20 protein-coding genes are annotated in these 22,384 nt (G+C 65.0%); 16 read left to right on the top strand and 4 right to left on the bottom strand.

What is annotated here, in order from left to right:
* The 3 genes from metA to F8D48_RS01680 all read left to right on the top strand — a co-directional run bounded on the left by metA (nucleotide 1) and on the right by F8D48_RS01680 (nucleotide 3,178).
* Nucleotides 1-948: a homoserine O-acetyltransferase MetA gene (metA, locus tag F8D48_RS01690; protein ID WP_151429705.1), complete on the top strand. Its 948-nt coding sequence runs from the start codon at nucleotides 1-3 to the stop codon at nucleotides 946-948.
* Complete coding sequence (locus tag F8D48_RS01685; RefSeq protein WP_170272685.1) at nucleotides 945-1,253, top strand: hypothetical protein; 309 nt, start codon at nucleotides 945-947, stop codon at nucleotides 1,251-1,253. The genes metA and F8D48_RS01685 overlap by 4 nt, the downstream gene beginning before the upstream one ends.
* Nucleotides 1,254-1,345: 92 nt before the next feature.
* Nucleotides 1,346-3,178: a GNAT family N-acetyltransferase gene (locus F8D48_RS01680; protein ID WP_240806169.1), complete on the top strand. Its 1,833-nt coding sequence runs from the start codon at nucleotides 1,346-1,348 to the stop codon at nucleotides 3,176-3,178.
* 195 nt (nucleotides 3,179-3,373) lie between these two features.
* Here the strand turns inward: F8D48_RS01680 and dtd are convergent, their stop codons facing one another.
* Entirely contained in the window at nucleotides 3,374-3,820 is a 447-nt protein-coding gene (gene dtd, locus F8D48_RS01675) for a D-aminoacyl-tRNA deacylase (RefSeq protein WP_151429703.1), read from the bottom strand.
* A 50-nt stretch (nucleotides 3,821-3,870) separates the two neighbouring features.
* Nucleotides 3,871-4,737, bottom strand: a complete 867-nt coding sequence (locus F8D48_RS01670) for a ZIP family metal transporter (RefSeq protein WP_240806168.1) — start codon at nucleotides 4,735-4,737, stop codon at nucleotides 3,871-3,873.
* Between the two features lie 229 nt (nucleotides 4,738-4,966).
* On the opposite strand from F8D48_RS01670, the gene F8D48_RS01665 reads away from it, so the two are divergent.
* From F8D48_RS01665 to F8D48_RS01615, 11 genes are all read left to right on the top strand, one after another.
* Complete coding sequence (locus F8D48_RS01665) at nucleotides 4,967-5,275, top strand: hypothetical protein (protein WP_151429702.1); 309 nt, start codon at nucleotides 4,967-4,969, stop codon at nucleotides 5,273-5,275.
* Nucleotides 5,276-5,378: 103 nt separating this feature from the next.
* Entirely contained in the window at nucleotides 5,379-5,654 is a 276-nt protein-coding gene (locus F8D48_RS01660; RefSeq protein WP_016309685.1) for a type II toxin-antitoxin system Phd/YefM family antitoxin, read from the top strand.
* A complete protein-coding gene (locus F8D48_RS01655; protein WP_022926530.1) occupies nucleotides 5,629-5,982 on the top strand; it encodes a hypothetical protein in 354 nt (117 codons plus the stop codon). Before F8D48_RS01660 ends, F8D48_RS01655 begins: the two co-directional genes overlap by 26 nt.
* 496 nt (nucleotides 5,983-6,478) lie before the next feature.
* On the top strand, nucleotides 6,479-6,913 hold the full coding sequence (gene rplM / locus F8D48_RS01650) for a 50S ribosomal protein L13 (protein ID WP_028027495.1): 435 nt from the start codon (nucleotides 6,479-6,481) through the stop codon (nucleotides 6,911-6,913).
* A gap of 2 nt (nucleotides 6,914-6,915) precedes the next feature.
* Nucleotides 6,916-7,308, top strand: a complete 393-nt coding sequence (rpsI, locus tag F8D48_RS01645) for a 30S ribosomal protein S9 (RefSeq protein WP_135970025.1) — start codon at nucleotides 6,916-6,918, stop codon at nucleotides 7,306-7,308.
* A 242-nt stretch (nucleotides 7,309-7,550) separates the two neighbouring features.
* Nucleotides 7,551-9,065 carry a rhamnulokinase gene (locus F8D48_RS01640; RefSeq protein WP_151429701.1) on the top strand — a complete coding sequence of 505 codons (1,515 nt, stop codon included), beginning with the start codon at nucleotides 7,551-7,553 and terminating at the stop codon, nucleotides 9,063-9,065.
* Nucleotides 9,066-9,264: 199 nt separating this feature from the next.
* Nucleotides 9,265-10,518 (top strand): L-rhamnose isomerase, encoded by a 1,254-nt coding sequence (locus F8D48_RS01635; protein WP_151429700.1) that lies wholly within the window; start codon nucleotides 9,265-9,267, stop codon nucleotides 10,516-10,518.
* Between the two features lie 11 nt (nucleotides 10,519-10,529).
* The gene (gene rhaD / locus F8D48_RS01630; protein WP_135970028.1) at nucleotides 10,530-11,462 is read left to right on the top strand and encodes a rhamnulose-1-phosphate aldolase; all 933 of its coding nucleotides are present in this window, start codon (nucleotides 10,530-10,532) and stop codon (nucleotides 11,460-11,462) included.
* A gap of 17 nt (nucleotides 11,463-11,479) precedes the next feature.
* The gene (locus tag F8D48_RS01625) at nucleotides 11,480-12,838 is read left to right on the top strand and encodes an MFS transporter (RefSeq protein ID WP_151429699.1); all 1,359 of its coding nucleotides are present in this window, start codon (nucleotides 11,480-11,482) and stop codon (nucleotides 12,836-12,838) included.
* Between the two features lie 293 nt (nucleotides 12,839-13,131).
* Nucleotides 13,132-14,007 (top strand): Rpn family recombination-promoting nuclease/putative transposase, encoded by an 876-nt coding sequence (locus F8D48_RS01620; RefSeq protein ID WP_151429698.1) that lies wholly within the window; start codon nucleotides 13,132-13,134, stop codon nucleotides 14,005-14,007.
* 274 nt (nucleotides 14,008-14,281) lie between these two features.
* A complete protein-coding gene (locus F8D48_RS01615; protein WP_135970031.1) occupies nucleotides 14,282-16,372 on the top strand; it encodes a glutamine synthetase III family protein in 2,091 nt (696 codons plus the stop codon).
* A 293-nt stretch (nucleotides 16,373-16,665) separates the two neighbouring features.
* Here F8D48_RS01615 and F8D48_RS01610 read toward each other — a convergent pair whose 3' ends face one another.
* Nucleotides 16,666-18,738 carry a tetratricopeptide repeat protein gene (locus F8D48_RS01610; protein WP_151429697.1) on the bottom strand — a complete coding sequence of 691 codons (2,073 nt, stop codon included), beginning with the start codon at nucleotides 18,736-18,738 and terminating at the stop codon, nucleotides 16,666-16,668.
* Between the two features lie 663 nt (nucleotides 18,739-19,401).
* Nucleotides 19,402-20,148: a response regulator transcription factor gene (locus F8D48_RS01605; RefSeq protein ID WP_135970033.1), complete on the bottom strand. Its 747-nt coding sequence runs from the start codon at nucleotides 20,146-20,148 to the stop codon at nucleotides 19,402-19,404.
* Between the two features lie 175 nt (nucleotides 20,149-20,323).
* Between F8D48_RS01605 and F8D48_RS01600 the strand changes: the two genes are divergently transcribed.
* Nucleotides 20,324-21,265: an ATP-binding cassette domain-containing protein gene (locus F8D48_RS01600; protein ID WP_151429696.1), complete on the top strand. Its 942-nt coding sequence runs from the start codon at nucleotides 20,324-20,326 to the stop codon at nucleotides 21,263-21,265.
* Nucleotides 21,258-22,334, top strand: coding sequence for a hypothetical protein (locus tag F8D48_RS01595; RefSeq protein ID WP_151429695.1), 1,077 nt, complete (start codon nucleotides 21,258-21,260; stop codon nucleotides 22,332-22,334). The genes F8D48_RS01600 and F8D48_RS01595 overlap by 8 nt, the downstream gene beginning before the upstream one ends.
* Nucleotides 22,335-22,384: the final 50 nt, after the last annotated feature.

The raw sequence follows: 22,384 nt of genomic DNA, 5'->3' as shown, positions 1-22,384 counted from the left end.
GTGCCCATTCGCATTCCCGACGCACTGCCCGCCACGGCGGCCCTTGAGAGCGAGAACATCTTCGTCATGACGGAGCATCGCGCTATGCACCAGGATATTCGTCCGCTGCGCGTGCTGCTCTTAAACCTCATGCCCACCAAGATCACCACCGAGACGCAGATTCTGCGCAAGCTCTCCAACACGCCCATCCAGGTTGAGGTGGAGCTGCTGCAGACCGTGAGCCACGACGCGAAGAACACGGCCGCCGAGCACTTGGAGACCTTCTACACCACCTTCGACGAGGTGCGCGACGAGCACTTCGACGGCCTCATCATCACCGGCGCCCCTGTCGAGCAGCTGGATTTCGAGGAGGTCGATTACTGGGACGAGTTGTGCGAGATCATGGAGTGGTCGAAGACCCACGCGCACTCCACGTTCCACATCTGCTGGGGCGCCCAGGCCGGCATCTACTACCACTACGGGGTGCCCAAGCGCGCGCTGCCCGAGAAGATGTTCGGCGTGTTCCCGCACACGCTGGCCAAGCGCACCTCGCCGCTCGTGCGCGGATTCGACGACGAGTTCTTCGCGCCGCACTCGCGCTTCACCGAGGTGCGGGCCGCCGACATTGAGGCCCATCCCGACCTGGAGCTCATCGCCGTGTCCGACGAGGCCGGTGTGTACGTGGCGAAGTCCACCGATTCGCAGAACTTCTTCGTGTTCGGGCATCCCGAGTACGACCGCGAGACCCTGAAGGCCGAGTACGACCGCGACGTGGCTCGCGGTATGGCCATGGCGCTGCCGGCCCATTACTATCCGGGCGACGACCCGGCGCGCGAGCCCGTGGCCACGTGGTTCTCCCACGCGCAGCTGCTGTACACGAACTGGCTGAACTACTACGTGTACCAGACCACCCCCTACGATATCAGCCGCGCCGGCGAGCGCGACGGGGAAGAGGAGGCATCGTGGTGAGCATCGATCCGATGCGCGACCCCCACGCGCACATCGTGGTGAAGCCGCTGCCGAGCCAGGTGGCGGCCGCTAAGGCGAAGGCGGCGGTGGAGAGTGCGGAAGCCGCCGGCGGGGTTGGCGTGGGATCAGCCGGCGCGACGGGCTCTGTCCCCCCGTCCTCTGCGTCCCCGCGCATCGCATCCTCGCACGTCGCGCCCGACGATCCCTTCCTGCGGGCCGCCAACGAGGACGACGACGGCTACGACCCCTATTCCGACCGCCCGGCCCCGCCCGAGCCTCTCTTCCAAGAGGATCCCTGGGCCTAGGCGGCAAGATACTTCGCGCGCACCCCTTTACGGGAATTGTGCAACCTGTCAAAATCGCCTTGGAAGCTGGGCGCGATGGGAGGAGGGGCGCGATGGGCGAGAAGGCGACGGCCGCGGCCGCGGACGCAGGAGCGGCTGGCGCGAACGCGGCGGAAACCAGGGCGGCCGCTGGTACGCAGGCGCCGCCGGCCGGGGCGACCGCGGGCGAGCGGGCGCCGTCGGCCGAGGCGACCGTGAAGATGCCGGCGGCAAAAAGCCACGTGCTGCGCGGCATCGTGTTTGCGGCGCTTGGCGGCATCTGCTGGGGCTTCTCGGGCAACTGCGCCCAAATGCTCACGGCCGAGCTGGACGTGCCGGTGCTGTGGATCACCGCCGTGCGCCTGACGGTGGCCGCCGTTATCTTCCTGGCCATTTGCCTGGTGCGCGAGCCGCGCCATCTGCTGGCGGCTCTGCGCGACGGGCGCAGCCTCGCCTACATTGCCGGGTTCGCCATTTTGGGCGTGCTGCTCACCCAGGTGAGCTATCTCTCGGCCATTGCCTACACCAACGCCGGCACCGGCACCGTGCTCGAGCGCACGGGGCTCGTGCTCATCATGGGCTATGTGTGCCTGCGCACCCGCCGCCTGCCGCGCCCGCGCGAGGCGGCGGGGCTCGTGCTCGCCATCGGCGGCACGGTGCTTATCGCCACCCAAGGCGACTTCTCGCGGCTGGCCATCGCGCCGGCGGGCCTCGGATGGGGCCTCGTGTCGGCGGTGGCGCTGGCCTTCTACACGCTGATGCCCGGCAAGCCCCTGGCGAAATGGGGCAGCTTCATCGTGACGGGGCTGGCCATGGCCATGGGCGGCACGGTGTCCATGGCCGGCGTGCAGCCGTGGACCCTCGGCGTGGAGGTGACGCCGGCGGTGGTGGGCATCATGGCGCTCATGGTGCTCGTGGGCACCTTCGCCGCCTACCTGTTCTACCTGCAGGGCATCGCCGACGCGGGCCCGGTGCGCGCGGGTCTCGTGGGTTGCGTGGAGCCGGTGTCGGCCACCATCATCTCGGCGGCGTGGCTCGGCACCGCGGTCACGCCGATGGACGTGCTCGGCTGCGCCATGATCGTGGCGATGGTGTTCCTCGTCACCGACCGGGGCGGCGAGGGCGATGACGATCATGCTGTGGAAGGCGGCACGGGCGCGGCGCCGAGCCGCTACGATGGGGCTCGCGGCAACGTGCCCGTGTTCCAGGGACGCGCGAGCGAGTTGGGCTATTATGCGGCCCGGGTGGCCGCGCGCGAGGATGTGCCGCTGCTGCAGCAGCTTCTGGCCGACGGGCGCCGCACCATGGCGAAACTCGGCGTGAAGGAGGGCACGAAGCGCTACCCCTCGTCGCGCCGCCTCTTGCGCGCCGTGGACGCCGGCAGTGTGTACGTGGTGGTGAGCAATCCCGCCTGGCTCGGCGTGGAGGCCCGCAAGTCGGAGGAGGCGCCGGCGGCCGGGGGCCTTTCCGCCGAAGACACCACGGCACTCGAGTGCCTTTCCGCTGAGGATGCTGCGGAAGGTTGTGGGGAGGGCCCCGCGGGGAAGGTCGGTGAAAGCCGCATCATCGCCATGTTCGACGTGGACGTAGAAGGCGACGCGGCCTACGAGGAAGGGCGCGGGCTTACCTGGATCACCGAGGGCGACGGCAACTATGGGGCGTTGCACTGGGTGAACGTGGCGCCGTCGGCGCGCCACTGCGGCGTGGGCGCCTACATTCTGGGAACCGCCCAGCGCATCGCCCGCGACGCCGGCTGCCACAATCTGTGCTGCGATGTGTACGAGGCCAACGCCCCCATGCGCGACCTGCTCGCCCGCGAGGGCTGGACCGTCGCCGGCACCATCGCCCTGCGCGACTGGCACGGCCATGAGTCCCACCGCCTCATCTACGAGAAGCTCTACTGGTAAGGCTGTTTTTCTTGCGACTCCCAGCGTCTTCCCTTGGCCGAGGTGATTCGGGCTGACCCCAAAACAAGGCGGCCGATTCTTTCCCTCGATGGAGACGATGGGGAAGATGACGGTGCTCGCGCTGTCCCCGCCGGGGCCTCCCGTGCCCTAAGTGCCCGTTGCCGGTATCGAACGCCGCCGCTCTCGGCGGCGGCCCTACAGGTTGTCGGTGTCCAGGCAGAGGGTGAAGGGGCCGCGGTTCACCAGGCTCACGTCCATCATGGCGCCGAAGACGCCGGTGTCCACGCGGGGCACGTCGCGCCGGGCGAGGGAGACGAAGTGCTCGTAGAGCCGCTCGGCCTCATCGGGCGCGGCGGCATCGGTGAACGAGGGGCGGTTGCCCTTCCGGCAGTTGGCGAAGAGCGTGAACTGGCTGACCACGAGCACCTCGCCTCCCACGTCGGCCAAGCTCAGATTGGTCTTGCCGCTCTCGTCCTCGAACACGCGCATCTTGCGAATCTTCTCCCAGAGCCGCTGTGCCTGGGCCTCGCCGTCGCCGTGGCCCACGCCCAGAAGGATCAGGTATCCGCGCCCGATGCGACCGACGACGTTCCCCGCCACGCTCACGCTGGCTTCGCTCACACACTGCACAACAGCTCGCATAGGGAATCCTTTCGGGACGGACGGTCTTTGCGGGGCAACCGCTGGATCTGCTAGAAGAAGATCATGAGCATGCCCAGGGCCAGGCCGATCATGACGGCGAAGGCGGGCAGCTTGCTGCGGTAGATGAGGTAGCTCTCGGGCATGATCTCGCCGAACACCACATACAGCATGGCGCCCGAGGCGAAGCCGAGGGACAGGGTGAGGCCCAAAGGCCCGATGTCGCCCAGCCAGAAACCGAGCCACGCCCCGAGCACCGTGGGCAGGCCGCAGGCCGCCGTGAGCAGGGTGGCCTTCACGCGGCTCGTGCCGCCGGAGATGAGCGGCACGGCCACGGCCATGCCCTCGGGGATGTTGTGCAGGCCGATGAGCACGGCCATGATCATGCCGGTGCCCCACATAAGGTCGCTCGACACGGCGAAGCTTGCGCCGATGGTCATGCCCTCGGGGATGTTGTGCAGCGCGATGGCGCAGGCCATGACCACGCCAGCCACGAACAGCGACAGCCGCGAATCGTTGTGGCGCTTGTGCATGTTCAGATGGTCGGCGTGCACCAACTCGTCGATATTGTCGTGGGTATCGGGGTGCGCGGCGTCGGCAGTGTGGGACACCTCGGTCCGCGTCTTGCGGTCGATCAGGTGGTTCAGCAAATACACCACGGCCACACCCAGGGCCACGGCGAAGATGACCAGCAGCACGCCGTGCTCGACCACCTGGTTGGCGGCTTCCTCGGCCTCGGCCAGCAGGTCGAAGCACACCATGGCGGTCATCACGCCGCCGGCGAAGGCCAAAAGCAGGCTGATGGTGCGGTTGCTCTCGCTCTTGAACAGGGCGCCGATGAGGCCGCCGAGCCCCGTGCCTCCCGCGCCGGAGATGAGGGTGACCAACGTGATGAACGCGAACGGCGACATTGCTTCCATAGTATGCAGGCTTCCTTACACCTCAAGGTTTCACACAGCGCCGCCTATTGTGCTTCAATCCACGCCCGCGCGGAAGCGCCTCCTGCCCAAACGTTAGTCGGAGGTAACATTTCCCACGGCAACGGTGCGCGCACGAACGGGCTGCCGGCGGGAGGGCGAAGTCGCCAGGGGATATAATAGATGGCGGGTCGCCCATTCCGGGGCGCTCGACAAGAGAAGGAGGCTGGCTGTGAGCGAGGGAAGATCGGAGCGGAGAGGTCTTCTGTGGTGGATCGAGCACGAGAACACCAATGCGTTCTGGAGTGCGAGAAACCCCTGGATCGTCATCGCACTTGCCGGGACGGCGATCATTGTGCTCTGCATGGTCGGGATGCATTTCTGGGGCGTGCCTCACGGGGTGGCAGATGTGACGGTAAATATAGTCTTCTACGGTTATCTGGCCGCACTCTTTTTCTGCGAGGTGAAGACCGGGCGTCGTGTCGCGGCCCTCGGCGTTGCAGTCCTCGCGGCGTTCAACCTCCTCCTCTGGGGAATGTGAACCTCCTGGTGCCCACATTGATCAAAATGTTATTTTATGTACATGAAAATGTACATAAAGATAGCTACAATGGGCCTATGATTGACGCGACAAGGAGGAGTCTATGACCGAGATGACCGCAACGGTAGCTGAGACGCGGGCGAACTTCTCGAAGATTGCCGCGACGGTGCGCGAGACCGGGCAGCCTGTGACCGTGTTCAAGAACTCGAAGCCCTGGGTACTGGTTGCGCCCATCGAGAGTGGTTACGGTGATCGCATTCCGCATATCGATTGGGCTGCCCAGGATGTAATTCGGGTGGATCCGGAAACTCGCCGGACCGTTTTGCCCGCTGATTGGGACAACGAAGAGGACGATGGGGTTTACGATGCCCTCGTGTGATCCGAAGCCTGGAGAAATCTGGCTCGCCTACGTGGAGTTTCTCGATCATCCCGGCATCGGCAAGGTTCGTCCGGTGTTCGTGATTGATGTTGAAAGCGAAATGTGCATTGCGATTGCCGCAAAGGTTACATCGAAGGATTTGAGCGCAGATGGATCGGGCAGGTGTGTTCCGATCATCGACTGGCGCGAGTGCGGGCTGCTTAAGCCGTCCTACCTGCGGATTGACCAAAAGCTTGAGGTTGCTTTCGAGAATCTTTTGCGCGATGAACCGCTGGGAACCTTATCCCCGGTGTATCTGGAGCTCGTTGTGGGGGCATTGAGCGCATAAGGTGCGCTGGCCGAACCAGCCATAAAGCCGACGAAGCTGCGAGAGGCATGTCCGTGAAGGTAAGGGCGGCCTTCGCCATCGTCGCAGCCTGCGCTAAGAGGGATCGGGCACCTGCGTCTGATGCGGCCGATCTCGACTCCATCAACGCTTACGTTGGCCCTCCTCGCGCCTCTCAGCGGGAAAGTTTTGGCGATTGTGGGTATTCGTCGACCGCTTCCGTTGACATAAACGCGCTCGCGCGTGAAAATGTAAAAGTTCGCTTTCAAAAGCCCCGTAAACGCATGGGTTCAAGGAAACGCAACCGCCAAGGGTTGTCCAGGCCCGCGGCACCGCGTGTCGGCGTAGGAAACCGACTTCCAAGGATCGTGCACTTTTGAAAACAAACACTCTGGAAGACGGTTCCGCGCTTCCAGGCAGCGCGGCCGCGAGGCTGCAACGCACGGAGAAGCGGAGGCTTCACCCGTCGGACAGAACCTGCAAGTTAATGGAGGAAACAGTGAAGACGTATTATGCAAAGCCCGGTGAGGTTGAGCGCGAATGGGTCATCATCGACGCTGAGGACCAGGTCCTCGGTCGCGTGGCTGCCCGCGCAGCTCAGATTCTGAAGGGCAAGCACAAGCCGCAGTACACCCCCCACGTGGACACCGGCGACTTTGTCATCATCATCAATGCTGACAAGATCAAGGTCACCGGCACCAAGGCTGCCACCAAGACCTACTATCGTCATAGCGGGTTCCCGGGTGGTCTCAAGCAGGAGACGTTCACCGAGGCCATGACCAAGCACCCCGAGCGCGTCATCGAGCATGCCGTCAAGGGCATGCTGCCGAAGAACACGCTGGGCCGCGCGATGGGCAAGAAGCTGAAGGTGTACGTTGGCGCTGAGCATCCCCATGCTGCTCAGAAGCCCCGCAAGATTGAGTTGGAGGGTTAATCATGGCAGATGAGGCTTTGTACTACGGCACTGGCCGCCGCAAGAACGCGGTGGCGCGCGTCCGTCTCGTTCCCGGCACCGGCAAGGTGACCATCAATGGCCGCGACGGCGAGGAGTACTTCGGTCGTGAGGCGCTGTTCAACTACGCGATGACCCCCTTCAAGGTGACCGACACCGCTGGTCACTTCGATGTGAAGGCCCGCATCGACGGCGGCGGCGTGTCCGGCCAGGCTGGCGCTCTGCGCCACGGCATCTCCCGCGCTCTGCTGGAGGCTGGCGACTACCGCGCCGAGCTGAAGAAGGCTGGCTTCCTGACCCGCGACGCCCGTATGGTGGAGCGCAAGAAGTATGGTCTGAAGAAGGCCCGCAAGCGCCCGCAGTTCTCCAAGCGCTAAGCCGCAGCGAGATACAACCTGCAGAAAGCCCGCTGTTCGCAGCGGGCTTTTTCGTGTCCGAAGCCAGGAGGACTCGTTCCCCGACCTATGGAGTCATTGTTGTTGATTTGTTACAGGCGCGCACCTCTTTGGGCATGCGGGCTTGCGGGGGTGCGCCAACTGGTACACTGTGCCGCGCATTATTTCCGATTAGGTGTTTCTCCTGGTAAATGGTGAGAAATACGCTCAGAGATAGGACGGCTATGGCGCAGCAAGCGCAAGGTGCGCGAACCGACTGCTACGCGGCGGTGGATATCGGGGCATCGTCGGGGCGCGTGGTGGTGGGCTATCTGGAAGAGGGGCTCATCCGCCTTCAGGAGGTCCATCGCTTCGACAACCGCCAGGTGCGCCGCGACGGCCACGATTGCTGGGATCTCGATCTGCTCTCGAGCGAGCTTCTGCGTGGCCTGGCCCGCTGCAAGGAGGCCGGCTTCGCGCCCAAGACCGTGGGCATCGACACCTGGGGCGTCGATTTCGTGCTGCTGGATGCCGACGACAACCTGGTAGGTGATGCCGTGGCCTACCGCGACGGTCGCACGGCGGGCATGTACGCGGTGGCCGACGCCATCATGGCCCCCGAGGAGCTGTACCGTCACTGCGGTCTGCAGCGGCAGCCCTTCAACACCATCTACCAGCTGCTGGCCCTGCAGCGGGAACACCCCGAGCAGCTGGAGGCGGCTGACACCTTCCTTATGATTCCCGACTACCTGAACTTCCTGCTCACAGGCCAGAAGGCGGTGGAATATACCAACGCTTCCACCACGGGCCTGCTGAACGCGGAAACCGGCGCGTGGGACGAGACGGTCATGGCCGCCTTCGCCATCCCGCGGCGTCTGTTCCCCAATGTGACCCATGCCGGTGCCAGCCTGGGGCCGGTGTTGCCCGAGGTGGCCGAGGCCATCGGCTACGAGCCGCGCGTGGTGCTGCCGGCCACCCATGACACGGGCAGCGCCTATTTGGCCGTGCCCGCTTGCGAGCCGCCGGCGGTGTTCCTCTCGTCGGGCACGTGGAGCCTGCTGGGGGTGGAGAACCGCAGCCCCATCTGCGCCGAGCCGGCCTACCGCGCGAACTTCACCAACGAGGGCGGCTACCATTTCCGCTACCGCTTTCTGAAGAACATCATGGGGCTGTGGATGATCCAGTCCATCCGCCGCGAGCTGAACGGCATCACCTACGTGGTGGATGAGAAGGCCATCCGCAAGGGCCGTCTGCACCAGTACATGCGCGTGGAGGGGCTCGGCCACGAGGTGGATTTCCCCGACCTTATCAAGGCGGCCGACGAGGCCGAGGCGGCAGGCGTGATCGCATCCATCGTGAACGTGAACGATGACCGGTTCCTCGCGCCCGATTCTATGATCGAGGAGATTTGCGCGGCCTGCGACGAGGCGGGCCAGCCGGTGCCCGAGACCTTGGGTGAGCTGATGCTCTGCGTGTACGAGAGTCTCGCGCGCTGCTACCGCGACGCCGTGGACGAGCTGGCCTCGCTGGCGGGTCACGGTTACGCCTCCATCAACATCGTCGGCGGCGGCTGCCGCGACGACCACCTGAACCGCCGCACCGCCCAGGTGTGCGGGCTGCCCGTGTACGCCGGCCCCGTGGAGGGGACGGCTTTGGGCAACCTGGCGGTGCAGATGCTCGCCGACGGCGTGTTTCCACACCTCAAAGCCGTGCGGGCTGCCATCGCGGAGAGTTTCGAGGTAACGAAGGTGGAACCGTGATGGGCATCCGCGCTCTGCTCGACCATGGCTGAGCGTAGAGGAAACGGCTGGTGTTCCAACCGAGCGAGTTCCGCAGCGACTGGAACAGGACTTAATGTCCTGTTCCACAAAGCGAGGACTGTCTGAGCGAATTGGAATACCGGGCGGTTCCGACCTCGATGAGTTACTGCCGTAACAGGACGAAACGAAAGGAAGCGTTATGACCACTATGTACGAACTGGCGAAGGATGCCTACGCTGAGCTGGGGATCGATACCGAGGCCGTGATGGAGAAGCTGGCGGGAAAGCCCATCTCGGTGCACTGCTGGCAGGGCGACGATGTGCTCGGTTTCGACCAGGAAGGCGGTCTGTCCGGCGGCATCCAGACCACGGGCAACTATCCCGGCCGCGCCCGCACCTTCGAAGAGCTCACGGCCGACTTCGAGGTGGCCATGGCGCTCGTGCCCGGAGCCAAGCGCATCAACCTGCACGCGAGCTATGCCGTGTTCACCGATGAGAACCCCTGGGTCGACCGCGACGCGCTGGAGTACAGGCACTTCGAGCCGTGGGTGGCCTGGGCGCGCGAGCACGGCTTCGGCATCGATTTCAATCCCACCATCTTCGGTCATCCCATGATGAACAACGAGCTGTCGCTGTCCTCGCCCGACGCGGCCACGCGCGACTTCTGGATTCGCCACTGCAAGGCCTGTCGCAAGATCTCCCAGCAGATCGCCGAGGCGCTCGATGACGAGACGCTCTGCAACATCTGGATTCCCGACGGCCTGAAGGACGTGCCGGCCGACCGCTACGGGCTGCGCGAGCGCCTGCGCGATTCGCTGGACGCCATCTACGCCGAGAAGTACGACCGCGTGATCGACTCCTGCGAGTCGAAGGTGTTCGGTATCGGGCTGGAATCGATGACCGTGGGCTCCAACGAGTTCTACCTGGCCTACGCCGCCACGCACCCCGGCGTGTACGACCTGCTTGACCTGGGGCACTTCCACCCGACCGAGAACGTGGCCGATAAGCTGAGCGCACTTTTGCTGTTCTTCGACAGGGTGCCGCTGCACGTGACGCGCCCCATCCGCTGGGACTCCGACCATGTGGTGCTGTTCGACGACCCGGTGAAGGAGATGGCCATGGAAGTGGCCCACTGCCCCGGTGCCTGGGAGAAGGTCATCATCGGACTGGACTTCTTCGACGCCTCCATCAACCGCGTGGGCGCCTGGGCCATCGGCACTCGCGCCATGGAGAAGTCGCTGCTGTACGCGCTTTTGCAGCCGGCGGCTCAGCTGAAGGAGATGCAGGACACCTACCGCTTCACCGAGAAGATGGCGCTGTCCGAGCAGGCGAAGTCCATGCCCTTCGGCGCCGTGTGGGACGAGTACTGCCGCCGCGAGGGCTGTCCCACCGACGGCGAGGTGTATCCTCTCGTTGCCGCCTACGAGGCGAAGATTCTGCCGACCCGACAGTAAGAGGAGCAACCATGGCATTTATCGATCAGGCACAGGATTTGTTGGCGAAGGGGGCCAGCGCGGCCCGCGGGGCGGTGTCGGGCGTGGCGGTGGAACAGCTCGGCTTCGTGCGCGGCTTCGTGCGCCTGTGCAGCGACGGCTGGGGCCAGGGTTGGCACGAGCGCAACGGCGGTAACCTCACTTACCGCATGACCGAGGCCGACGCAAGCGCCGCGCGGCCCTTCTTCAACCCGGAGCCGAGTCCGTGGGTACCCATGGGCGTGCAAGCGGCCGATCTGGGCGGGGCGTTTTTCCTCACCACGGGCTCGGGGCGCTACATGCGCAATGTGGCCGCTGATCCGGCCCACAACATCGGCATCGTGGAGATCAACCCCGAGGGCGACGCCTGGCGCATCGTGTGGGGGCTGACCGACGGCGGCCGTCCCACCTCGGAATTCCCGAGCCACTTCATGTGCCACGCCGTGCGCATGCGGGCGACGGGCGGCGCCTCGCGGGTGCTCTACCACGCGCATCCGAACAACGTCATCGCCATGACCTTCGTGCTGCCCCTGGAATCGCGCGCTTTCACCCGGGCGCTGTGGAAGGCCATGACCGAGTGCGTCGTGGTGTTCCCCGGCGGCGTGGGCGTGGTGCCGTGGATGGTGCCGGGCGGCGCTGACATCGCGCGGGAGACCGCGGCCATGATGGAGACCTTCGACGCCGTCATCTGGGCCCAGCACGGCCTGTTCGCCTCCGGCCCCGACTTCGATACCACCTTCGGCCTCATGCACACCGTGGAGAAGGCCGCCGACATCTACGTGCGCGCCCGCTCCATGAACGGGGGCTCCGACGACTTCATGAACACCATCACCGATGACGGCCTTAAGGCCATCGCCCGCGAGTTCGCTATTCCGCTGAACGAGGCCATGCTGGAATCTCCCGTGGCCGGCGAGGCCATCGACTAGAAAGGTTCCAACCGACTATGGCACTGTCCCAAGAGAAAAAAGGCACCATTGCCGTTTCGCTGACCAACTTCCTCGACTCGGGCTGCATTGTGGCCTCGTCGGTGGCTCTGGCCGCCTGGGCCATCGCCTTCAACTTCGACAACGTGTGGGTGTCCATCTTGGGCGCCGTGGGCGCGAACGCCTTCGGCGCGGCGGTGGGTGCGCTCATCGGCGGCTTTCTGGCCGACCGCTTCGGGCGCAAGTTCATCTACACCTACAACCTGCTCGTGTACGCCGCCGGCGTGTTCATCATCATGTGCGCCGTGAACCTGCCTATGCTCTGCCTCGGCATCGTTGTCTCTGGCCTGTCGGTGGGCGCCGGCGTGCCGTCGTCGTGGAGCTACATCTCCGAGATGTCGTCCTCCACGAGCCGTGCCGCCAACATCGGCATCAGCCAGTTCGCCTGGTCTTGCGGCCCGGCGGTCATCTTCGTCATCGCGCTGTTGTTCTCGTTCGCGTTTCCCACGTTCGGGCCGGACGGCGCGCTGCTGCCCGCGGGCACCTACGGGCCCTTCGATGGCCTGTTCGCCATGCGCCTGCTGTTCCTCATCTTGTTCGTGGTGGCGCTCGTGGCGTGGAATTTGCAGCGCAAGCTGGAGGAGTCGAAGGACTGGACCGAGAAGCAGGGTGCGGCCGGCCCGCGCGATACGTTCATCCAAATGATGCGCCGGGCGCTGACGAACTCCGTGAACGTGAAGTCCATCGTGTTTCTGGTGGCGGTATACCTGACCTGGAACATCGTGGCCGGCACCATGGGCCAGTTCATGCCCTACATGTACGCGGCGGCCGGGCACTTGGACGACACCACCATCTCGCTTCTGCAGGCGGTCATGTGGATCCTCACGGCGGTGGGGTCGCTCGCCATCTTCTCGAAGTTCGGCGACCGCATCCCGCACCGCATCCTGTTCGCAGCCACGGCCCTCATGGCCCTGGCGGCCTGGGCGATCATGGTGTTCTTCGGCATGCAGCTTGAGGCCGGCACCGCTGATGCGTGGGGCTGGCTGCTGTGGGTGTTCGTGGCGCTGTGGGGTATCTCGGCCGGCTTCTCGGCCCAGTGCTTCTACGCCCTGTGGTCCACGGAGCTGTTCCCCACGCTGTACCGCGGCGGCGTGCAGGGCATCATGTTCTTCCTGGTGCGCGGTGTTTTGGGCATCTGGTCGCTCGTGGCGGTGGCGGGCCTCGGCGTGGAGACGCCTGCGGGCTTCGTGATGGCCGGCATTATCATGTGCGGCTTTCTGCTGGTGTCGCTCGTGGTGGGTGTGGTGTGGTGCCCCAACACCCAGGGCCGCACCCTCGACGAGATCACCGAGGAGCGATACGGGAAGCCTATCGAGTAGCGAAGCGGCGACATCTTCCAACGCAAACCAAGGGCGACCTCCGGGCCGCCCTTCTTGTCATCAGGGAGCGCCTCGCTTGCCCGGCGGACAATCTCTTCACCTGCCGTTGTCCTTTTCCGAGTATTCGGCCTGCGTCTTCCAAAAAATAAAACTGATGTTCTATTTTTGCTTGCATTGGTCGGTTTAGGAGACTATAATGAAACAAACGTTCGTAAATTGCTCATTGGAGGAAATCTAGGCTGGGGAGCCCCTAACCCGCTTGCGGGGACAGCCGCCGAGAGAAAGGGGCTGCCATGGCCGGTCGACTTCCTATATCCGACAACTTCATGTTCGGGCGCGTGCTCTGCAACGAGGAGGTGTGTCGCGGCTTCCTGGAACGTGTCTTGGGCATCGAGGTGGGCGACATCGCCTACCTCAACCGGGAACAGGTGCTCCAACCGGCTGTCGATGCGCGTGGCGTGCGGCTGGATGTGTACGCCGAGACGGACGCAGGTGTCGTTGATGTGGAGATGCAGGCGAATCCCCACACCGCCCCAGGCCGCCGGTTGCGCTACTATCAAGCTGGCATCGACTCGGGACTTATGGAGCATGGTGCCGCATGGAGGGATCTGCGCGACAGCTATATCATCTTCGCTTGCGACTTCGACTGGTTTGGCGCGGGACTTCCCGTTTACACCTTTGAGAGTCTGTGCCGCGAGGATCCGTCGCTCAGCGCCTCCACCGGCGCCGTTTGGAAGATCCTGAATGCTCGGGCTGCCGGTTGCGCTCCCACCGAGGGCATGCGCAATCTGTTAGAATACATCCGAAAGGGTGCTGTGGCCCCAGGCGACAGGCTCGTTACTGCCATGGACGCCGAGGTTTCCACAGCCAACGAGGACAGAGAGTGGGTGGGCTCCGTGATGACCGTGAGAGACTTGGTGGAGGAGGTTCGCCTTGATGCTCAAGAGCAGGGTCTGGCTGAAGGTCGGGCGGAGGGTATAGCCCAAGGCATGGCCCAAGGTATGGCTCAAGGTATGGCCCAAGGCCGCGAGGAAGGTCGCGCGGAGCTTGCTGCACGTATGGCGGCCCTCGCTGCCCGACTTGCGGAGGAAGACCGTGCCGAGGACGCCCTCGCTGCCATGGCCGATCCTGCAGTGGCGGAGAGCCTTTGCCAGGTTTATGGCCTATAACAAGGTTCTGCCTCATTTCGGCTGATGAAGTGCAGCCCTCGCAGCTGCCGTTCGTGGCAAACGTGCGGGTGCCGTTTACCCGCACTGGCCCCTTCGCTCTTTAAGAGGGCGGCAGCTTCTCCGAGGGCTCCTGTTTCGCAATCTCGGTTTTCCTGACCGGAAACTTCCCGAAACGATGCGCCGTTAGTTTGGTAAACGGGCGGCTCGGCTCGCCGACTTCGCAGCAACGTGGTATCTTTGTCCGATCATTGATCCGAGTGAGGAGCGGCCCATTATGTCGAAAGTCACCGATATCTACGGTTCCATGGTGTTCAATGAGCACACCATGCAGGAGCGCCTGCCTTCTGCCACCTACAAGCAGCTCATGCGCACCATCAAGGGCGGCGAGCCGCTCGACATCGACGTGGCGAACGTGGTGGCCCACGCTATGAAGGAGTGGGCCATCGAGAAGGGCGCCACCCACTTCACCCATTGGTTCCAGCCGCTGACGGGCATCACCTCCGAGAAGCACGACAGCTTCATCGATCCTACGCCTGACGGCCGCGCCATCATGACCTTCTCGGGCAAGGAGCTCATCCAGGGCGAGCCGGACGCCTCCAGCTTCCCCTCCGGCGGCCTGCGCGCCACCTTCGAGGCCCGCGGCTACACCGCCTGGGACCCCACCTCCTACGCCTTCATCAAAGATGAGGTGCTGTGCATCCCCACCGCCTTCTGCTCCTACACCGGCGAGGCCCTCGACAAGAAGACCCCGCTTCTGCGCTCTATGAAGGCCATTGAGATTCAGGCCAAGCGCGTGCTGGCCCTGTTCGGCGAGGCCGGTGAGCGTGTGACCACCACGCTCGGCGCCGAGCAGGAGTACTTCCTCGTTTCCGAGAGGGACTACGAGCAGCGCCTCGATCTCATGCTCACGGGCCGCACCCTGTTCGGCTATTCTCCCTGCAAGGGCCAGGAGCTGGAGGAGCACTACTTCGGTGCCATCCGTCCCACGGTGAACGAGTTCATGAAGGAGCTCGACGACGAGCTGTGGGCGTTGGGCGTATCGGCCCGCACCAAGCACAACGAGGTGGCCCCGGCCCAGCACGAGCTGGCGCCTATCTTCGCGGAGACGAACCGCGGCGTAGACGAGAACCTGCTCACCATGGAGAAGATGAAGCTTTTGGCCAGCCACTACGGCCTGGTGTGCCTGCAGCACGAGAAGCCCTTCGAGTTCATCAACGGAAGTGGCAAGCACAACAACTGGTCCATCTCTGCCGACGGCAAGAACCTGTTCGATCCCGGCGAGAACCCCATGGAGAACCTACGCTTCCTGGTGTTTCTCACCTGCGTGATCGAGGCTGTGGACGAGTATCAGGAGCTTTTGCGCATGTCGGCTGCCAGCGCCGGCAACGACCATCGCCTGGGGGCCAATGAGGCGCCGCCGGCCATTGTGTCCATGTTCCTCGGCGATGAGCTGGGGGCAATCGTGGAGGCCCTGGTGGACGAGCACGACTACACCTCGGCCGAGCGCGTGTCCATGGATCTCGGCGTGGATGTGCTGCCGAACTTCATCAAGGACAACACCGACCGCAACCGTACGAGCCCCTTCGCCTTCACCGGCAACAAGTTCGAGTTCCGTATGCCCGGTTCCGCCCAGAACCTGTCGGACGTCAACATGGTGCTGAACACGGCCATGGCCAAATCGCTCAAGGGTTTCGCCGATGCCATGGAGGGCAAGACCGGCGATGCGTTCGAGGCGGCGGCCATCGATTACATCAAGCGGACCCTGCGCGATCACGAGCGCATCATCTTCAACGGCGACGGCTATTCCGCCGAGTGGGAGGCCGAGGCGGCCCGTCGGGGCCTGGCCAACCACCGTACCACGGCCGAAGCGCTGCCCTGCTATGTATCGCCGAAGTCCATCGCGCTGTTCGCCGAGTTCGGCGTGCTCACCGAGACTGAGGTGCGCAGCCGCTACGAGGTGAAGCTGGAGAAGTACAACAAGATCATGAACATCGAATGCCGGGTGATGAAGCGTCTCGTGCGCCGCGATTACCTGCCCGCCATCAACCGCTATGCGGCGAAGCTTGCCAACGGCATCGCTGCTATCCGCGGCGTGCTGCCCGATGGCGACACCTCGTTTATGGAGGACAAGCTGCGTAAGCTCGTGGCCGGGGCCGCCGAAATCAACCGCCAGTTGGAGAAGCTGAACGACCTGCACCACGCTTCCCGTGAGATCGCCGACCAGCAGGAGCGGGCGAACATGAACGCCCACGAGATCGTGCCGGTGATGAATGCGCTGCGCGAGGCCGTGGACAGCCTGGAGATCATCGTCGAGCGCGAGGCCTGGCCGGTGCCCACCTACAACGAGATTTTGTTTTATGCATAGGTAGGAGGGATTCCCCTCCTACCTATGCCTGACGCTGCGGTTCCGACGGGCACCTGGCCTTGGCCCTTGTTTTGGGCTCGGCGCGGCGCGAAGGCCGCTTGGCCCAAAGGCGGGCCAATTCCAGGCGCCGGTCGGAACCTCGCTGACTTCCTGGGGCGCATTCCGGGGACAAAAAGAGAAGAAGATATATGGGAAGGGCCCGCATTGCGGGCCCTTCGGGTGTTGGGAGTAGGTTGGTGGGCCTCCAGGGTACCGTTCCGGGAGGGCGGCTGCCTCGGGGCTTCGCCGGGCTTCTACACGCCCTGGCGCAAACTTGCGGCTACGGCGTGGAGGATGTCGTTGCGCTGGGTGCTGGCTACGAGGCTCGCGAGCGGAGCGGCGGCCAGGGGCATGTTCTGGTCGCACAGCAGCACGAGGGCGCGACCGACCACTTCCATGACATCGTCCAAGGGGGCCAGAGGCACGCCGGCAGTGCGCAGGCAGGCCGTGGGATCCCAGTCGTTGCCGGGCACATTGTTGCCCATCTCACTCAGCAGGTCGTTGCGCTCACGCAGGGCGGCCTCGCCCATGGGGCTTGTCTCGGGTACCCGCAGATAGCAGGCCAGGGCCTCGCGCAAGCGGCCGGTCTGCCAGTAGGCGAAGGCCAGACGATAGAAGATATAGGAGATGTCGTTGCCGGTCACGGCCACGCGCAGGGCGTCCTTGGTCACCTCGATGATGCGGTCGTAGTGGTCGCCCTCGGCGAAGCAGGTGATAAGGTCGTTGAAGGCCGGGGCGCTTGTGGGAGCTAGCTCGATGCACACGCGGGCTTGGGCCTCGGCGGCGTCCAGGTCGCCCATGTCGCGGTAGATGCGCGACAGCGACGAGCGGGCTGCCTGGCCAATGTCGGACAGGCGCTGGTAGCGCACCGTGGGGTCGCTTTCCACGACGCTCGTGAGGTACCGGGCGAAGACGTTCTCGCAGTACAGCGGTTTCACGGTCACGCCGGCCTCGCGCAGGGCGCGGGCGGCTTCCTCTTCTTCAGTGGCCTTGCTTGTTTCGGCCACGATGTCCTCCAGCTGGGCCACGGCCAACAGCAGGGAATCGTCCTTCTCGTCCATGATGGCGCGATAGCGGGCGGCCAGGTCGGCGTTCTGCTCGCTCATCACGTCCAGGTCGCGCACCACATCGGCATGCAGCAGGTCGCGCAGCTCGGGCGACAGCTCGCGGTCGTCCTCGGCCACGGGGGTGCGTACCACGGCCAGCTCCACCGCCAGGGGCTCGACGGGGCGCAGCGTGCCGTCATCGGCCAGATCGATGGCGCGGTTCTGGAGGTGCAGCATGTCGAAGAGCAGCCCCGGGTTGCATTCGCTCTCGGGCGAGGCGAACTCGCCGCTGCGGATCTTCGCCATGGTGCCCATAGTGAAGGGGATGCGGCCGAACTCGAGGGACATGACCGTGGCGCCGGCGATGGAGCCCTCCTTCTCATTTATCACCACGCGGGTGATGCCCACCGAGCAGCCAAAGGCCGCCGCGGCAATGAGGGCCGCCAGGCGCAGGCCGTAGGCCGCAGCGGCGTCGGCGCGACGGGGAGTGTTGTCGACCCACTGGCCGGCCGCGGCGTCGTAGCGCGACTTGGGGAAGACGTCGGGGGCCGGCGTGGACACATCGGCCACGATAGTGCCGGTGCTCGCGTCGCAGACGAAGCGGTACTCCAGGCGGAAGGGGAGCACCATGGCCTCGCAGGCGGCGGCGAAGCGGGTGGCCAGATCCCAGTTGCCGCCGCGGGTGCCCGTGGTGCCGTACTGGGTGTCCAGCTTGTTGTCGCGGTCGGCGGCGCCCAGGTAGTCGCCGGCATCGTTGGCGATGGAGCGCAGCACGCGCCAGTCGGCCTCGCTGCACTGTTCCTCGCTGTAGGCGGTAGCGGCCACGGCGCCGTTGCCGTCCTCCATGAGCTTCGAGATAAGGGCCAGGCGGTCGAGCACCGACTCGATGCGCAGGATGGTGCCGCGGGCGCCGGCGCTGATGGTGCTGTCGTCGAAGACCGACCAGAACAGCTCGGTGGTGTTCAGACGGCGCAGTTCCACCGGGTGCTCCACGGCGATGGCGCGCAGGGTGGGTGCCTCGGCATCGGAGAGCAGGCGGGCGGCATAGGCCTCGAAGCCCGGGGCCGGGTTGGCGCCGTCGGCCATGGACACGCGGAACAACAGGCCGTCCACGGCATCGGGCAGCGGCGCGGTGATGAACTCGCCCAGCACGTCGCGGGTGGTCTTATCGCTCGGATCGGCTGCGCCGCCTTCGCCGGCGCTGGAGCGCGACGCGCCGTCCGGCCCCCCTTTGTCCCCGTCGCGGCCGCCGTTGTTCTTCTTGCGGAAAAAGTCAAACACCCTGTGCTCCTTCCCATGGGGAAGCTGTAGAAGTCAAGTCAATCTATTGTCCCACATCCCCGCGTTAATAGGAAGGGAGGCTTGGGGAAATCGCCCGACCTCACCACACGCCCCCCACAGCGGGGGCAGTTGCATCTTCTGGGAAGGGGGCTGCTCCTCACTATGGGAAGGGCTGTGCGCGTGGCGACGTTGCTGACAGTGGCCTGTGTGGCGCAGAAAGAGCGGTTCGATTAAGCGCGCTGTGGTTTCCCGGAGTGAGGGCGGCTTTTTGCGACAAATCGATTGATTGAGCGACATTTGGACGCTGGAAATGTCGCTCAATCGTCTGATTTGTCGCGCTTCGAGCGAATCCGAGCGTTGAGATGTCGCCCAATCTCATGATTTGTCGCAAGACCAGGGAATGAGCTGAGAACATTGATCGAAGGCGATTGCTTGTCAGCAAATCGGCGCGTGCGGGCGAGTTGGTCAGAGCGGGGGCGGTCGGAAGGCACGACAGATGTGCGTGATGGAAGGCCTTGCGGGCCGCGGGAGCGGTTGGCCCGGGCTAGCGCACCGCGGTGGGCGGCCGGCGCAGCGCGGCGGAGCCTTGCGGGGGGACGCAGCGCGGAGGAGTTCTGCGGCGCGGCGGAGCCTTGTGTGGGAGTCCTACCGGGTGTGGGAGTCCTACCCGGTCGTCAGCTTGAATCCCATGCCCCAGACCGTTTGCAGGTAGCCGTCGGTGCCGGTGGGCTTCAGCTTGCGGCGCAAGTTCGACACGTGGACGTTCACGGTGGAATCTTCCACAGAATAGGGCTCGCCCCAGGCTAGCTCGAACAGCTCCTGCTTGGTGAACACCTTGCGCGGGCGGGCCATGAGCAGCTCCAGGATGTTGAACTCGGTGCGGGTGAGGGCCACGGGGATGCCCCCTACGGCGAAGGTGCGTTCGTCGCCGTTGAGTTCCCAATCGCGGAAGCGCAGCACGGCGGCCCCAGAGCTGTCGGGCCCGTGCCCATCGGCGGCCGCATCGTCCGAGACGGAGACGCCATCGCGGTTGCACGCGGTCCGGTGACGGCACTGCACGGCGATGCGCGCGCTCAGTTCGTCCAGGTCGAAGGGCTTGGTCAGGTAGTCGTCGGCCCCTTCTTGCAACAGCATGATCTTGTCGGCGGCGGTGATGCGGGCCGAGATGACGATGATGGGCAGCGCGCCGTCGGCGGCGCGAATGGCCCGGACGATCTCCTCGCCCGTGATGCCCGGCAGCATGAGGTCGGTGATGACCAGGTCGGGGCGCTGCTCGCGCAGAAGCAGGGTGCCCTCGGTGCCCGAGAAGGCCTGGCGGCAGCGATGGCCCTGACGTTCCAGGTGGGCGGTCACCACTTCGTTGATGGAAGGGTCATCTTCGATGACCAGTATGTCCAAGGGGGTATCCATCGGGTGGTTCGGGCCTCCTTCGCCAGGTGCTTTTCTGGCAGCATAATACGGTGCGCCAGCGCGAGGCGCCATCTTCAAACATTCTTAACGCTTCGCCAGAACTTTCTTTACTATTCCCCTCCACACTGGAAAGCGCTGGAAATAGGGTATATCTGTACGGAGAAAGGAGAGAGCCATGAATGTGATTGAGGCGTGCGGTCTGGCCAAGGCCTACGGCGGTCGGCGCGTGGTGGATGATTTCGCCATGACCGTGGCAGCGGGCGATATCTACGGTTTCGTGGGGAAGAACGGCGCCGGCAAGTCCACGGTGATGAAGATGATCTGCGGGGAGGTGGCGCCGACGGCCGGCGAGGTGGCGCTGTTCGGCGTGCCGACGGGTATCGGCTCTGTGCAGAAGACATCCGGCGAGGGCGATCAAGCCCGACGCATCGGCGTGCTCATCGAGCAGCCGGGGCTGCTGCCGAATCTGACGGCCTATCAGAACCTGCAGGCCAAGGCGCTTGCCTGGGGCATCGTAGACGGGCCGGCCCGCTGCGAGGAGGTGCTGCGGCTTGTGGGGCTCGCCGGTGCGGGCAAGCAGAAGGTGCGTGGGTTCTCCCTCGGCATGCGCCAGCGCCTCGGCCTGGCCCTGGCCCTGCTGGGCAGTCCCGACGTGCTGCTGTTAGACGAGCCCTTCAACGGACTGGACCCCGAGGCCACCCGTGCCATGCGCAACCTCATCGTGCGCCTGGCCCAAACCTTCGGCATTACCGTGGTGATCTCGTCTCATGTGCTCGATCAGCTGGATCGCATGGCCACCCGCTACGGCGTGATCGCCAACGGCCGCATGGTGCGCGAGATGAGCGCCGAGGAGGTGGCGGCCGAGTGCGGCGGCAGCCTGCGGGTGCGCACGGCCGACAGCCCCCGGGCCCTGGCCGTGCTGGAGGAGGCCTATCCGGCGGCGGCCTTTCGCGCGGAGCCGGGCGGCACTATCGTGGTGTCGGGCGACTATAATGCTGAGGCCGTCGCCCGCACCTTAAGCGGTGCGGGCCAGGTGGTCCTGGAATTCTCCCAGGACCACCGTGACATCGAAGACTACTTCGTTGAGCTGATGGAAGGGGGTGCGACCCATGTTTAACCTGCTGAAGAGCGATATGTACCGTTTGGCGCATGGGAAGATGCTGTGGGTGGTAACGGCCATCGTGGTGGCGGCATCCGTTCTCGTGGTCGCCATGATGCATGCGGTGTCGTCGCCGGAGTTTCTTTCCATGACCGCATCGGCCGTGGATATGACGGTGACGGCCTGCGAAGACGAAGGAGCCCGTGGCGCGGCTTCGGGCGATGAGGCCGAGGGCCCGGCCGCGTTCGAAGCGCCGGTGGCAGCTGCGGCGGAAGCGGTCGAGGACGTCGCCGAAAATGCTGCGGAAGCGGAGGAGGGCGCTGCGTCTGGCTCGGCTTCGGCGGAGCTGTGGGCTTCGGTCGCCGAGGACCCCCAGGCTCTGAGCGAGGCCGATTTCGAGGGCGTGTCCCGGGAGATGCGCACCTTCGCCACGCCTGCGGACATGTTGGGCGACTCGGTGGTGTCGGGCGGCATGCTGACTCTGATCGTCGCCCTGGTAGCGGCGCTGTTCTGCGCCCAGGACTTCACAACGCGGTTCGCCCGCAACCTCGTGATGGATCGTCGCGGGCGCGTGCGCTACTACGGGGAGAAGATTGCGCTCGTGGGGGTGCTGGCGGCATTCTTCCTGGCTGTGGTCTCGCTGACCAGCGTGGCGTCCTTCGCGGTGGCGGGCTTTACCTACGAGGCCGCGAACAGCCTGACCGATCTGCTGGCGTTCTTCGGCCTGACGTGGCTCGTCATTTTCGCCTACGGCTGCTCGGCGGCGGTTATCGTGTGGATCAGCCGCAGCGCGGGCGCCGGTGTGGCCTGGGCCATCGTGGTGTGCTCGGGCTTCTTGGGCGCCGTGGTGGGCCAGGTGCTGTTGTCGCTCGCCGTTATCGCTCCGTGGTTCGGCGCCTTGGAGCCGTGGCTGCTGTCATCCTGCGTGCAGGATCTGGGGGCCTTTGCGGGCGCGCTGCTCGGCACTCCGGCCGCCGCGCCCCTGACCATGGTGCCAGTGGCGGTGCAGGTGCTGATCGTGGGCGCGGTTGCAGCCGGGCTGTGCAGCGCCCTAGCCTTAGGCGTGCTGCGCAAGCGCGACCTGTGAGCGAGCGGCGGTGCCTCTCCGCCGGCGGGATCGTCGATAGCGAGCGGCGG

This window comes from Adlercreutzia muris (assembly GCF_008831045.1).
Classification (GTDB): Bacteria; Actinomycetota; Coriobacteriia; order Coriobacteriales; family Eggerthellaceae; genus Adlercreutzia; species Adlercreutzia muris.
The sequence above is the reverse complement of the archived record's forward strand: the minus strand, read 5'-3'. Positions and strand labels throughout refer to the sequence as shown.

Bases quoted from the DNA above. Each gene is read 5' to 3' on its own strand.
- F8D48_RS01680 (WP_240806169.1), top strand. From the start codon at position 1,346: ATGGGCGAGAAGGCGACGGCCGCGGCCGCGGACGCAGGAGCGGCTGGC.
- dtd (WP_151429703.1), bottom strand. From the start codon at position 3,820: ATGCGAGCTGTTGTGCAGTGTGTGAGCGAAGCCAGCGTGAGCGTGGCG.
- F8D48_RS01670 (WP_240806168.1), bottom strand. From the start codon at position 4,737: ATGGAAGCAATGTCGCCGTTCGCGTTCATCACGTTGGTCACCCTCATC.
- F8D48_RS01660 (WP_016309685.1), top strand. From the start codon at position 5,379: ATGACCGAGATGACCGCAACGGTAGCTGAGACGCGGGCGAACTTCTCG.
- F8D48_RS01655 (WP_022926530.1), top strand. From the start codon at position 5,629: ATGGGGTTTACGATGCCCTCGTGTGATCCGAAGCCTGGAGAAATCTGG.
- rpsI (WP_135970025.1), top strand. From the start codon at position 6,916: ATGGCAGATGAGGCTTTGTACTACGGCACTGGCCGCCGCAAGAACGCG.
- F8D48_RS01640 (WP_151429701.1), top strand. From the start codon at position 7,551: ATGGCGCAGCAAGCGCAAGGTGCGCGAACCGACTGCTACGCGGCGGTG.
- F8D48_RS01635 (WP_151429700.1), top strand. From the start codon at position 9,265: ATGACCACTATGTACGAACTGGCGAAGGATGCCTACGCTGAGCTGGGG.
- rhaD (WP_135970028.1), top strand. From the start codon at position 10,530: ATGGCATTTATCGATCAGGCACAGGATTTGTTGGCGAAGGGGGCCAGC.
- F8D48_RS01625 (WP_151429699.1), top strand. From the start codon at position 11,480: ATGGCACTGTCCCAAGAGAAAAAAGGCACCATTGCCGTTTCGCTGACC.
- F8D48_RS01620 (WP_151429698.1), top strand. From the start codon at position 13,132: ATGGCCGGTCGACTTCCTATATCCGACAACTTCATGTTCGGGCGCGTG.
- F8D48_RS01615 (WP_135970031.1), top strand. From the start codon at position 14,282: ATGTCGAAAGTCACCGATATCTACGGTTCCATGGTGTTCAATGAGCAC.
- F8D48_RS01605 (WP_135970033.1), bottom strand. From the start codon at position 20,148: ATGGATACCCCCTTGGACATACTGGTCATCGAAGATGACCCTTCCATC.
- F8D48_RS01600 (WP_151429696.1), top strand. From the start codon at position 20,324: ATGAATGTGATTGAGGCGTGCGGTCTGGCCAAGGCCTACGGCGGTCGG.
- F8D48_RS01595 (WP_151429695.1), top strand. From the start codon at position 21,258: ATGTTTAACCTGCTGAAGAGCGATATGTACCGTTTGGCGCATGGGAAG.